General features: G+C 41.2%; 11 protein-coding genes, 1 rRNA gene and 1 pseudogene. 3 read left to right on the top strand and 10 right to left on the bottom strand.

Annotated features, from left to right (window positions below; genetic code table 11):
• Positions 1–18: 18 nt before the first annotated feature.
• Positions 19–2,715 (top strand): DUF2339 domain-containing protein, encoded by a 2,697-nt coding sequence (locus WH214_RS00125; protein WP_339992708.1) that lies wholly within the window; start codon positions 19–21, stop codon positions 2,713–2,715.
• Between the two features lie 49 nt (positions 2,716–2,764).
• Here the strand turns inward: WH214_RS00125 and WH214_RS00120 are convergent.
• Positions 2,765–3,688, bottom strand: a pseudogene (locus WH214_RS00120) (mechanosensitive ion channel family protein).
• Between the two features lie 9 nt (positions 3,689–3,697).
• Positions 3,698–4,510 carry a hypothetical protein gene (locus tag WH214_RS00115; RefSeq protein ID WP_017396988.1) on the bottom strand — a complete coding sequence of 271 codons (813 nt, stop codon included), beginning with the start codon at positions 4,508–4,510 and terminating at the stop codon, positions 3,698–3,700.
• Positions 4,511–4,624: 114 nt separating this feature from the next.
• Between WH214_RS00115 and gspE the strand changes: the two genes are divergently transcribed.
• Positions 4,625–6,112, top strand: a complete 1,488-nt coding sequence (gene gspE, locus WH214_RS00110; protein WP_339421675.1) for a type II secretion system ATPase GspE — start codon at positions 4,625–4,627, stop codon at positions 6,110–6,112.
• A 46-nt stretch (positions 6,113–6,158) separates the two neighbouring features.
• Here the strand turns inward: gspE and WH214_RS00105 are convergent, their stop codons facing one another.
• The 8 genes from WH214_RS00105 to WH214_RS00070 form a co-directional block, all read right to left on the bottom strand.
• Positions 6,159–6,752 carry a hypothetical protein gene (locus tag WH214_RS00105; protein WP_339421674.1) on the bottom strand — a complete coding sequence of 198 codons (594 nt, stop codon included), beginning with the start codon at positions 6,750–6,752 and terminating at the stop codon, positions 6,159–6,161.
• Between the two features lie 103 nt (positions 6,753–6,855).
• Positions 6,856–7,281 carry an organic hydroperoxide resistance protein gene (locus WH214_RS00100; protein WP_339421673.1) on the bottom strand — a complete coding sequence of 142 codons (426 nt, stop codon included), beginning with the start codon at positions 7,279–7,281 and terminating at the stop codon, positions 6,856–6,858.
• 98 nt (positions 7,282–7,379) lie between these two features.
• Positions 7,380–7,586 (bottom strand): hypothetical protein, encoded by a 207-nt coding sequence (locus WH214_RS00095; protein ID WP_339421672.1) that lies wholly within the window; start codon positions 7,584–7,586, stop codon positions 7,380–7,382.
• A 29-nt stretch (positions 7,587–7,615) separates the two neighbouring features.
• Positions 7,616–7,966 (bottom strand): hypothetical protein, encoded by a 351-nt coding sequence (locus tag WH214_RS00090; RefSeq protein WP_339421671.1) that lies wholly within the window; start codon positions 7,964–7,966, stop codon positions 7,616–7,618.
• An 85-nt stretch (positions 7,967–8,051) separates the two neighbouring features.
• Entirely contained in the window at positions 8,052–8,876 is an 825-nt protein-coding gene (locus WH214_RS00085; RefSeq protein ID WP_339992707.1) for a carbon-nitrogen hydrolase family protein, read from the bottom strand.
• Between the two features lie 23 nt (positions 8,877–8,899).
• The gene (gene gigB / locus WH214_RS00080) at positions 8,900–9,421 is read right to left on the bottom strand and encodes an anti-anti-sigma factor GigB (protein WP_004692241.1); all 522 of its coding nucleotides are present in this window, start codon (positions 9,419–9,421) and stop codon (positions 8,900–8,902) included.
• Positions 9,422–9,533: 112 nt separating this feature from the next.
• Positions 9,534–10,502: an RsbU family protein phosphatase GigA gene (gene gigA, locus WH214_RS00075; RefSeq protein ID WP_078388698.1), complete on the bottom strand. Its 969-nt coding sequence runs from the start codon at positions 10,500–10,502 to the stop codon at positions 9,534–9,536.
• Positions 10,503–10,600: 98 nt separating this feature from the next.
• The gene (locus tag WH214_RS00070) at positions 10,601–11,503 is read right to left on the bottom strand and encodes an MlaA family lipoprotein (RefSeq protein ID WP_339421669.1); all 903 of its coding nucleotides are present in this window, start codon (positions 11,501–11,503) and stop codon (positions 10,601–10,603) included.
• A gap of 550 nt (positions 11,504–12,053) precedes the next feature.
• Between WH214_RS00070 and WH214_RS00065 the strand changes: the two genes are divergently transcribed.
• A 16S ribosomal RNA gene (locus WH214_RS00065) occupies positions 12,054–12,392 on the top strand; the annotation flags it as partial.

Here is a 12,392-nt window from a genome sequence, read left to right as displayed (position 1 = left end):
AAAAGAGATCGAGAACGGATGCAAACTGGACAGCGTGAAATTCGCATGATGTGGTTAATGGGGCTCACGATTGTTGCTATTGCAGCATGGTTTTTGGCCGTGCCGCTGTTGAGTGCATTGTGTGGAATCGCTTTGATCATGAGTGTTATGCACTATGTTGATAGCATTGAGCACCCCAGTGCGAGGTTGGCGGAACAACGGGGTATTGCTTTTCAGCCAACGTCAAAAGTGCCGCTTTACCTTGCTGCTTTCGTCATTTTAGTCGGCATGGTGGGGCAATGGGGCGGACTCATTGGATTGGGTATCAGTGGTTGGTTGTTCTTTTTCTTTCGCTGGTTACGTCGTCTAGAATATCTATTGTTATCCGTGCAAGCACAGCCACATCAGGTGATATCTGACCGATTCCCAGAATCTGAAAACGCTCCCTCTTTACCCGCTACTCTAAACAACACAGATGATTTAAGTCTCAGTGAGCAAGTGAAACGCTGGCTTTGGCAGGGCAATCCTGTCTTAAAAGTTGCGATTGTGATACTGCTGATTGGGCTTATTTTATTATTACGCTTTGCCACCGAACATTGGCAGTTGAGTCTCGCGGTCAAGCTGAGCCTCGTTGCTGCGGTAAGTGTAGGTGTTGTGGTCTTTGGTTGTGCGCTCCTACAAAAGAACCGCAGTTTTGCTTTGGCTTTAGAATCACTTGGACTGTCAGGTTTATTTTTGACTTTGTTTTTTGCTTACTACAACGGTGTGATTGCAAGTTTAGCGATTGCGAGCCTGTGCTTTGTGGTGGTGATGGCGGTTACACTTTGGCTCAGTTTAAAACAGCAGTCGATTGAGCTGGCGTTGATGGCGATGATCATTGCTTATTTGGCGCCTTTTACTTTGCCTGTACGGAATGCCACTGCGATAGAGCTGGTGGCCTACTATGTGGTTATCAATATTGCGGTTGCTGTTTTAAGCACGTTCAGGCCGTGGAAAGTCCTCAACCAAATTGCCTTTTTAATGACGGTGGTCGTAGGTGGCGCTTATGCCTTTTATCAGGGTAAAGCGTCTGAGCGAGACATGCTGGCCGTGTTGGTTTTGGCACATAGTGCGGTGTTTTTTTGGTTGTGTTTTCGTTATAGTCAACTGTTGGCGCGTGAGGATTTAACTCAGTTTAAGTTAAAACCGATCTTGGATGTGGCTTTGATTTTTGCTGCACCCATTGTTGCTTTTGCTTTTTTATATGTGATGTATTTTGAGAAGACAACATGGCAAGCAGGCTTTAGTCTCGGCTTTGCGGCGCTCTATGCCACGCTTTATCAACTCATAAAAAGAGCTCACAGTGTTGAGTTGATTGCACAAAGTTATCTCAGTCTGACTTTGGTCTTCTTGGCGCTGATTCCCCCTATTTTACTGCCTGATCAGTGGGGTGTGGTGGGTTGGAGTATTGAGGGTGCACTGATCTTTATGTATGCCTTATATCGAAACTCTGCCCTGAGTCGTTATTTGGCGATGGGTTTATTGGCCGTGGCTGGGCTCTCAAGTCTGTACTATGTGGTGGAGCTCAATCGTTTTCCAACGGAAGTCTATTGGGCGCTATGTCTGAGTTATTTTGCTGTGGTTACCGTTGCCAACAGTGTAGAGCGCTTTAGACAACAGTTGTCTTTTGCCACCATTGCCTTTTTTTGCTTACAACTGCTTCTAGCAACCAGCATGTTGTTTATTTTACTGTTGGATGAAATCGACAGTAAAAGTCAGGTAATGATGGCACTGCTGATTATTGTGCTTTTATATACAGTACTGAATGAATGGTTGCTCTACCGTAAAGCCAGTTGGTCATGGCTATTACCCAAATGGATTGGCCTGATTCCGCTGTATGCAGTTGCCTTCATTTTCTTGGTTGACCTGAGCCATGATGGCATCATTATGTGGTCGCCTGGTTTAGATCGCCTACTGTTTGCTTTAATGAGTGGATTACTCACGTTGCTGTGGTTGCGCCCATTACAGGGTGTAGCGGATGAGCAGGAGTGGGTGAGTTTGGGGGCTTTACTAAGTTTGGCGCTGACCAGCTTAACTCTCATTCCAAGTATGCCGTATCTGAGCATGGTTATTTTACCACTGGCCTTTGCTGCATGGTGTTATGTGAAACCGATTCAAACGCGATGGAGAAAGTTTTGGCAGGCCCGCAATACCTTAGTGCTCATGTTGTTTTGGATCGTGTGTTCTCAGATCTTTAGCCAACAAGCTTTTGCAGGGTACCGGTTACCCATTTTCAATCCATTCGACTTGGTCAGTATTGCAATGCTGATTGGTGTCATTTGGATGCTGAATTTACAAATGAAAGCGGGTTTGGAAAAAAGTCTGGGTGCCATTTTGATGATGTCGAGTCTACTTTGGCTCAGTAGTTATGTGGTGCTACGTGCGCTTCATGTCTATTTCCTCACACCCTATAATGACTGGGAAATGTGGGAAAATGCCTTGGTGCAACTGAGTTTTACTTTGCTTTGGGTCAGTTTGGCTTTCATTTGCATGCTGACGGCAACCAAACGCAACCTGCGTTCATTGTGGATTTTCGGCGGCTGTATTTTAGTTCTTGTGACGCTGAAATTGGTCTTGTTTGACTTATCTCACATTGGGACACTCACCCGCGTGATTTCATTCTTAGGCGCAGGTTTGGTGATGTTGGTGATTGCGTATATTGCACCGATGCCTGAACTTGATGAAAAGACCAATTAAACAAGTTCAGCTCCTTATGTCTGCAGGGATCATAAGGAGCTGAGGCGATTTATTTGATGTTTGGTTCTCGTTTCAAGGCTTGTGCATTGGCATATTGATCAATTTCTTCATTGGATAAAGGACGCGAAAGCGGATGATCGACAAAGCCCATTTTCGGCACAGGAATTTCGATTTGGTTATCTAAGAAACCATTGCGAATACGTTCCTGCATTTCATCACGCACTTGCAAAAAGTGTTCTTGCTGACACCACACGGCAAACAATAACTCAATCGAAGACTCGCGAAAGGCGGTGACGGTGACGGCAGGTTTAGGGTCGGCCAGCACCAAAGGATATTTATTGGCGACATCAATCAGCACTTCACGTACTTTAATGATGTTCTCATGAAAGTTAATGGCTAGGGTGATTGGAATACGCCGTATTGGGAACTTAGAGAGGTTATGAACAGGCGCTCGAATCAGTTGTTCATTCGGCAGTCGTACATAAATGTTGTCTTGAGTGAGTAACTTAACCGAGAGGAGGTCAATTGAAATGACTTCACCTTCAATGGTATTGCCACGAATAAGGGTGATTGAAATGGTGTCGCCAATTTCAAAAGAACCTTCACCAATCAGGAACAACCCACTGATTAAGTTGGATGCAGAGGTTTGTGAGGCAAAACCCAAAGCAACCGTCAAAATACCTGCGGCGCCTAAAAACACACTGAGTTTAAAACCAGCTTCTTTGAGGCTGGCCATCAAAAAAATTATAAAAATAAATTAAAAAATACCACGACGCCAGACCAGTCGTTGGTGGGCGTTAAACTTGGTGCCAATGGTTCGGATAAAGGTATTTGAAACCAGACGTGCCAAGAGAAACCCAACAAAACACAGCACTAAGGCAATTAAGATTTCCGTTAGTCGTTCTGTATTGATGTTGGTAAAAATGCCTTTTAGGCTACTGGTAATTTCTTGGGGAATATTTGAGTTTGGCATATGTTCCCCTTAGAAGAATGAATCAAACATATTAAATAATGCACTCGCCGAAGAGCGAGGTGGATGCACATAAATCACTTTGCCTGCATGCGGCGGCGTACGATTTTCAATACGGATTCGCGGTGGCCGATCGGCGCCTTCATGCAAGACTTTAATTTGGGATGTCCAAAGTCGATCCGTACTTTCACTATAAAATAAAGGAAGGGCTGAAACAGGCACGTTCATACGGTCGAAGCGTAGTTGTAAATGGCTGGTGTTGTGGAACTCAATGGGCGTCACCGCACGAAATGCACGTGGTTTGAGTTGATGCAATTCAGTTCGACCATCGACAGCCGTAGCGTAGGCAATTTCACCTGTACGGTGGTTTGGCCCAAACCAAGTTTCTTTGGGTAAAATCACAGGAATATCAAATAGGGGATCGCGCTGACCTTCAATAAAACCCGAAATCCATAACGGAGTGCTGATATACAGCGTCCCGCGCTGACCAGCTGGAATATAAATCGGATCGACAGGTTTAATCACCACTGAACGATCGGCCAAACGTGGCATCAGTTGAATCGTATGATGGGTGTTTTTAAACATGTAGCGTTTAATTTCAACGGGTTGTGGAAAGGCGAAATGTGGGTCTTCTATCGCATGCCATTTTTGCTCATAGTCATACTGAACTTGAGGACGATGGAATTCTAAACGCCATTCTTGTAGACCGCGGGTGAGGCGAAAAAGTAATGAGCCGAACTGCCACGCACGAGCTTGATTCAACTCAAAGTTGTATTCCCCCCACCATTTTAAATTGGGGCTATCCGATTCAAACAGTTCATTCATATTAGGCAACAGCACATTTCCTTATATTGCAAATCAGTGAAAAACAGACTTCACGCTGTCATATGCTTAGAGTACACTCAAAATAATATTTTTCATCATTATTATAATTTTAAGATGCAAGTGCTTAAACAATTACAAATTCCCTATAGTTTTGCGAAGCGTCATGGCGTGCTGTTGCGTTACGAAGGCGATCAAGCCTTTATTGTGCGCCGTGAAAGTACGCCGTTGTTGGCTTTGCAAGAGGCACGTCGTTTTTTAGGTGTGGCAGCACAACATCAACTGTGTAGTGATGAAGAATTTCACCAGCTTTTAAGCAGTAGCTATGCAGGGGACAGTGGCGAATCACAACAAGTGGCCGCAGGTTTAGAAGATCATCCCGATTTACTCAGTTTAGCCGACCAAGTGCCTGAAGCTGAAGATCTGATGGATCAAGAAGATGATGCCCCAATTGTTCGTTTGATTAATGCATTATTGTCCGAAGCCATTCGTGTTGGCGCATCCGATATTCATATTGAAGCCTTTGAAAAGAAACTGTCAGTGCGTTTACGTGTCGATGGGCAATTACGTGAAATTGTTCAGCCACGCCGTGAACTAGCACCGCTGTTGGTGTCTCGTATTAAAGTCATGGCAAAACTGGATATTGCAGAAAAAAGGATTCCGCAAGACGGGCGTATTTCACTGCGTTTAGCCGGTCGTGAAGTGGATGTGCGTGTATCGACTTTGCCATCATCACATGGCGAACGTGTGGTGATGCGTTTATTAGATAAACAAGCCGGTCGTTTGAACATGACACATTTGGGCTTATTGAAACCTGACTATGAGCGTTTAACCCAATTGGTGCATCGCCCACACGGCATTATTTTGGTCACAGGGCCGACAGGTTCGGGTAAAACAACAACGCTTTATGCGGCGCTTTCAGACCTTAATGATGGTTCGAAAAATATTTTGACCGCAGAAGACCCGATTGAATATCAACTGGAAGGGATTGGACAGACCCAAGTTAACACCAAAGTCGATATGACTTTTGCGAGAGCCTTAAAAGCCATGCTGCGTCAAGATCCTGATGTGGTGATGGTGGGTGAAATCCGTGACTTGGAAACGGCTGAAATTGCGGTACAAGCATCGCTCACAGGGCATTTGGTCTTATCTACACTGCATACCAATACGGCCATTGGTGCGGTCACTCGTTTAAAAGACATGGGCATTGAACCATTTTTACTGTCGAGTTCTTTGATTGGTGTCATTGCACAGCGTTTAGTGCGCACCTTATGTAGTCATTGTGTGACATGGCATGAAGCCGATATTTTTGAAACACAACTGTTTCAGCATTTGAACCCAAAAGCAGAACTTCAGTTACCTCAACCGAATGGCTGTGAACGTTGTTCACATACGGGTTTTACGGGACGGACGGCAATTTATGAAATTGTCGCTGTGGATGATCAAATGCGTCGTTTAGTTCATGGCAATGCCGCTGAATATGAATTAGAAAGTTATGCCCGACAACACTCAGGCTCTATTCGTGATGATGGTTTGCGTAAAGTATTGGCGGGGAAAACCACATTGGAAGAAGTATTACGTGTGACCAATGAAGCGGCAGAGTAATGAATAAAGCTAAAGATTAAATTTAAAAAATGAAATTTTAGCGGGTTCATTTATTTTGAAATGGAGTGCCTTTAAAAAATGCAAGTTCCAGTGCTCTGTATTCCGTGATGTCATAACCAACTTTTTGTTTCATTAACTCAAAAAATGTTGTAAAGGCTTTTTCATTTTTTAGCTCTTCGATAAGATTTAAATACTCAATATAAGCTCTGGGCATTTCTAGTCTATATTTATGTGGTTCTACATCGTTTAGAAATCTAAAAACACGGCTGTCCCAAATCGCATATTGCTTTGGGTTTATAAAATGTAAGAGTTTTGATGTACCAACAAGTGAATTGTTAAGGGTAGTTTTTAGCGTTGTAAGTTGTTGTTCATCGATAAGTTTGCCTTTTTTGACTTCATTTAAGATGAAGAGAGCTTCTTCTGTATTTTTAAGATTTAGCACTTTTAGGATCGTGGGCATCCAAGAATAAGTAAAACTTATTCCGATAACCAAATTCTCTAAATTGATAGATTCTAAATTTTGGAAGTAATTTAAAAAATAAGGATAGGAAAGGAGATAATTTTCTTCAGTCGATTTAAAATTATTTGCAATATTAGTCAGTTGAAGAAAAGTTTCATCATTTGATTTGTCACGTTTCATTTTAGGTGTTTTTCTACATTGTTTAAGTCAATATAGAATATTTGAATAAATTAAATCCACCTAAAAATTAGTCTTTATTTTTAAGTGGATGTTCATTTAAAAATTAAACAATCACATTCAATGTCACATCAATATTGCCACGTGTTGCATTTGAATAAGGGCAAACGATATGTGCTGCATCCACTAATTTTTGCGCTTCTGCTTGCTCTAAACCTTCTAAGTGAATGTTCAAGGTCACTTGAATACCAAAGCCTGTTGGAATCGGGCCAATACCTACATCACCTTCGATATAAACATCAGGTGTAATTTTTAATTGGTCACGGTTAGCAACAAACTTCATTGCACCTAGAAAACATGCAGAATAACCTGCGGCAAAAAGCTGTTCAGGGTTCGTTCCACCACCTGCGCCGCCCATTTCTTTAGGAACGGTGAGTTTTACATCTAAAATTCTATCAGAAGAGGTTGCGCGACCATCTCGGCCACCTGTCGCTTTAGCATGTGCTGTATAAACTACTTTTTCTAAAGACATTGTGATTCCCTGAATATTGTATTTGAGTCCTTATCCTGTCCTAAATTGCAGAAAGAATAAGCAGTGTTTTTGTAAATGTAATATCTAAATAAAAAGAGTTAAAGCGGACCTGTATTATTCCTAAAATGAATCAGATATTGTCCATTTTTTTGCTTTTGAATCTGACTGAAAGAAAAGGTTTGGGGCATTTCTTCTGTACCCTTAAGCATGTAGTCAATATTGATTTCAAATGTCTTGGATTTTGTAAATTGTTGCTCTAAAGCAGTAATACCATCTAAATAAAACTCACGATTATCTTGTTGCAAATAAATAGCGATTCTACGTAACTCTTGAATTAAACAGCTTTGACAAAGTTTGTGATTTTTTCAATATGGGTTGAATTTAGGATGAGCTGAATGTCGAAACCATAAGATTCACAACCGACATGCTCAAGTCGTATAGTTTGCTTATTTTCAAGTTGTGCTGTTTCTAAACCATATAAAATAGGAAAATCATCTGTCGTATTTTTAATTGAAAATGTATGATTCTGTACTTTATTTTTTAAAAGTACGGATTGGGCTAAGCCTCGAACGCATTCAGTTTCTGAGTTCTTTTTTGCAAGTGCATATAGATCATTTGTTTTTGCAAATACTAAGGTGTGAGTAAATGAAAGAAGTAGAGGTGTGAGGAGTAAAAATATTTTCATTATTATCGATTTAACGTTTCAATGAAAATATTAAAAATGAGTTCATGAAAAAACTCAAGATTTGCTTTTTACTTTATTTAAATTTTTAGAGTTGAATTAATTTCCGATGTTGCATTAACGGCATGCTTTCACGGATTTGAACTTGTTCTGCCAAGTCAAAAGGTACAGTAATCAACTGCGCACCCGGGTTAAGAATTAAATCCAAAACTTGACCACGGCTATTGGTTGCTGCTGCATGTCCCCAAGTTTGTCTCTTTTCACCATGCCAACCTTGTTGCGCTGCGCCTAACACGATGCTTTGGCTATCCATCGCACGGGCTTGTAATAATAACTGCCAGTGCATTTGCCCCGTAGTGTAGGTAAATGCAGCAGGAGCAGTTAAAATATTTGCACCACGTGCGCGTAAAGTTAAAGCCAGTTCAGGAAAGCGTAAGTCATAGCAAACCATTAAGCCAATATTACCAAAAGGTGTTTTTGCCACAACGACATCTGTACCAGGTTCAAAAAACTTAGATTCTTGGTAGCCACCCACAGCATCGCCAACTTGTACGTCAAACAAATGAATTTTGTCATAACGTGCTTCGGTCCGTTCAGGGCTAATGAAAAGACTGACTGTACGAACACGACCATCTTCAATAACAGAACCATCTGGACGGAACGGGCTTGGGAGAGTACCCGCGACGATCCAGATCTGATATTGATGGGCAAGATTTTCTAAACGCTTTTTGATGTCTTCAAACTGTGCTGCCGTCTCACGTTGTTTGCCTGCGGCAAAACAAATGAAGTTTTCTGGAAACACAATAAGTTCAGCACCATTTGCTTTACTTTGTTGAATGAGAGACTCAATGACAAGGAAGTTTGCTTCAATGTCATTTTGAGAGTTCATCTGTGCAACAGAAAGTAAAGTCATAAATGGGCCTACAAAATTTGTTGTTATGCGTTTTGTTGCTGTGACACTTGATCGAGGCTGTCTTGTTCTTTTTGCAACTGTTTGACCAAAGGTTCAAACATATTTTGATTACTTTGATTCAGTTCCATCAAAGTTTTATGTGCATCTAGTACGGTGTTTAACATATTACGATGTGTAATGTGCTCTTCCATCAGTTCGAGGGTACAAACATTTGGATCGCCACAGTAGTTTAAAATCACAAAAACCTGCCCTAGCCCCATACTGTTGGCTAAGGTAGTGATATCAGAGTTGGTGGACAACATGACAGCTTGGATATTATGGATCTGTTTAAGCTTTAAGCCTAACTTTGCCAAAATGCCTAACACAGTGCTGTCGATGAATGTAGTTTGGGTTAAATCTACGATTGCACCAACAACATTTGACTGTTGTTCAATACGGTTTAAAAGTTTGTCTAGACTGATACAAGATTGGGCACGCACTTCGCCAATAAGCTTAAAAATATGCGTTCCATTCAAGCTTGCATATTCAACATGACCTGTTGACATATAAATGCCATTTGCAGAGAAGGATAGGAAATTATCCCATAGGGCAAATACTTACTCAAGTATCTAACAGTCTTAGAAGATAGGATATTGTAATAAGTTATTGATAATTTGATTAATTCATTCGACGTAAACTTAAAATGGCAATATCGTCTGCAACATGCTCTGGTGCTTCAAAGGATTGATTTTGCAAATGATAGACCAATTGTGTGAACTGATCGTTCAGTCCACCATTGAAGGGTTCGAGTGCGCCATCGGAACAAATAATGAAGCGGGCATGACGGTTGAGCACACATTCATGCTCTTCAACTTCCAGTTCTTCAGTAAGGCCTAAAGGAAAACTACTGGTATGTAATATTTTAGGAGCTTGATTTGGCTCAAAGATAATTGCGGGGGGGTAATGTCCTGCACTCGACCAACGAAGTTGATGTGTTTCGAGGTTTAAAATCCCTGCAATCATGGTGATGTGCTTTTCAATATTCTCTTGAACCAACATGCCATTGAGTTTCTTAATTAACCCACGCGGTGTTTTGGCACGACCATGAAAAGCCGCCATCCAAGAGGTTAATAAGCTACTGGTGACCCCATGACCAGATACATCAGCTAAATAGAACATCACTTCTTTATCGCTAATTTTCCAATAATCAAACCAGTCTCCAGACAAATAAGCAGAAGGCTGAAAAAACGTTTCAACGGTGTAGTTTTGGAGTTCTATAGGGTTTGGTAAAAGTCGCTTTTGTAACTCTGCTGCGGAAGGCAGATCGCGACTGTCTTGATTACGCTTATATTGAGCATCAATTTTGAGTAAGGATTGCTGTGGGTTACTGGGCAGTTTATTCCACATCCAACCTGCTAAAGCACCGAGTTCCCAAGCTTGGGCTAAAGCACTACCTTCATTTTCAAAGGCAAGGACAATGGTAGGCAGTGTCCATTTATAATCTAAATAATCTTGGATATCGGCAATAGCAATAATAGTCGGGTCATAAAGATCAATGTCTTCTATGCGAATCATTTGCACACTTGGTAGTGTGTCTAGCACCTGTTCTAAATATGGAATATGGCGAGAAGGTTGAATGAAATACATAAAAAAAATGGCTTATCCTTAGCATTAAGCTATTGCTTTACTATAACAAGCAAATTACAGCTAGAGAAAAAAAATTCAACTCTAGCTGCAATACATTGTTATTCCGTATCTAACATTTGATGCGATTCATTGGTTGATGGAGAGCTAGAAGAATCATCATCACCGACATCATCAATGAACATCCCTTCAGCTTCTTGGCCTTTTTTCTCAGCAATAATGAAGTTTTTACGTTGTAAATAAATATCACGAATTGAGGAATATTTGTCGCCTTGAATCGCACCTTCAATATCAATCAGTTGTGATCGCACATCAATACCACGTAAAGTCTGTTCAGCCCAATATAGGCCTTCTTCATCTTCTAAAATGTATCTTTGTGGGCGTGCATAACCATCAACAACCAAGCCAAAACCATCACGGAAAGTACTTGGCCCAAAAACAGGAAGTACTAGGTATGGGCCAGATGGAACCCCCCAATAACCAAGAGTCGTACCAAAGTTTTCATCTTCAGTTTCTAAACCCAAATGTGAAGCAGGATCTGCAAAGCCTAAAGTAGTTACCGTATTAATGGTAAATCGACCTAAAGTTTTTGCGGCACGGCCGGGACGGCCTTGTATAAGTTGGTTCACCGCATTCCAAGGTTCACCGAGGTTTTTACGAAAGCCACTATAAGAGTCACGAATCGGAGAAGGGATCTTTTCTTTATATTCCACCGCAATTGGGCGAACGATCGCACGGTCTAAAGCATCATTGACGGCAAAAATTTGTCTATTTAAAGGTTGAAGCGGATCTTTTACATTATCAGGTTGTGCTGCATTGGCATCTACTTTTAAATCTTTTGCTTTAATATTCTTTAATTCTTTAAGCGAAGAAGATTGAGCTGTTTGCGGATCAGCACTGGTATCTATTTCGCTGGCAGCTGTAGGCGCTACATCTTCAGCAAATGCAAATGTTGTAAAGCCTACAAAGAGTAGACCAGCACATAAGTGGCGAATGTGTTGCATATAAAAGAGTTCCGGAACTTTATAATCAGCAGGTGAATTAAAAAAATAATCTTTTAACTATCTTAACAGCTCTTTATTGCTCATTGTTAAATCAAATTTTAAGAAATGTTAGTAAAAAAGCGACATTTTGCTGAATAAATAAACAAGTGTAAGTTTTTTTATAAATAATTGAGTAAAGGGGGTTGTGTTGGGTGTGAAATACTGTAGAATGCACATCCATCGGCGGTGATGTTGATTAAAACTTGTTGAGAAACAAGGATTTAGCCTAAGTGGTAGAATCTGGAAGTCTTGAATAAGTTTAAAAATAATTAACAAAACCAGTTGACTTTCTCTGGAAAGAGAGTAGTATAGCCGACCTAGCTTGCTGGTGACGAATCAGCAAGAAGATCATTAAGAGATTATGAAGAACAACTTGTGTGGATTTTTACTGATTGATCGATCGAAAATATTTCATTGATTGAATGGTAAAAATTACTCGAAGTTTATTTGAGAAATATTTGTCAGAAAATTGATGAGCCAAGATTTGTAGCCATAAGCTACTAATGATTTTTAACTGAAGAGTTTGATCATGGCTCAGATTGAACGCTGGCGGCAGGCTTAACACATGCAAGTCGAGCGGGGAAGTATAGCTTGCTATACGACCTAGCGGCGGACGGGTGAGTAATGCTTAGGAATCTGCCTATTAGTGGGGGACAACATTCCGAAAGGAATGCTAATACCGCATACGCCCTACGGGGGAAAGCAGGGGATCTTCGGACCTTGCGCTAATAGATGAGCCTAAGTCAGATTAGCTAGTTGGTGGGGTAAAGGCCTACCAAGGCGACGATCTGTAGCGGGTCTGAGAGGATGATCCGCCACACTGGGACTGAGACACGGCCCAGACTCCTAC

It is taken from the genome of Acinetobacter sp. MYb191 (genome assembly GCF_037572605.1).
In the GTDB taxonomy this organism is placed as follows: domain Bacteria; phylum Pseudomonadota; class Gammaproteobacteria; order Pseudomonadales; family Moraxellaceae; genus Acinetobacter; species Acinetobacter johnsonii.
This window is presented reverse-complemented; position numbering and strand designations above follow the sequence as displayed.

Excerpts from the sequence above, each read along its gene's own strand:
- WH214_RS00125 (WP_339992708.1), top strand. The coding sequence starts at position 19 with ATGCAAACTGGACAGCGTGAAATTCGCATGATGTGGTTAATGGGGCTC.
- WH214_RS00115 (WP_017396988.1), bottom strand. The coding sequence starts at position 4,510 with ATGAATGAACTGTTTGAATCGGATAGCCCCAATTTAAAATGGTGGGGG.
- gspE (WP_339421675.1), top strand. The coding sequence starts at position 4,625 with ATGCAAGTGCTTAAACAATTACAAATTCCCTATAGTTTTGCGAAGCGT.
- WH214_RS00105 (WP_339421674.1), bottom strand. The coding sequence starts at position 6,752 with ATGAAACGTGACAAATCAAATGATGAAACTTTTCTTCAACTGACTAAT.
- WH214_RS00100 (WP_339421673.1), bottom strand. The coding sequence starts at position 7,281 with ATGTCTTTAGAAAAAGTAGTTTATACAGCACATGCTAAAGCGACAGGT.
- WH214_RS00090 (WP_339421671.1), bottom strand. The coding sequence starts at position 7,966 with ATGAAAATATTTTTACTCCTCACACCTCTACTTCTTTCATTTACTCAC.
- WH214_RS00085 (WP_339992707.1), bottom strand. The coding sequence starts at position 8,876 with ATGACTTTACTTTCTGTTGCACAGATGAACTCTCAAAATGACATTGAA.
- gigB (WP_004692241.1), bottom strand. The coding sequence starts at position 9,421 with ATGTCAACAGGTCATGTTGAATATGCAAGCTTGAATGGAACGCATATT.
- gigA (WP_078388698.1), bottom strand. The coding sequence starts at position 10,502 with ATGTATTTCATTCAACCTTCTCGCCATATTCCATATTTAGAACAGGTG.
- WH214_RS00070 (WP_339421669.1), bottom strand. The coding sequence starts at position 11,503 with ATGCAACACATTCGCCACTTATGTGCTGGTCTACTCTTTGTAGGCTTT.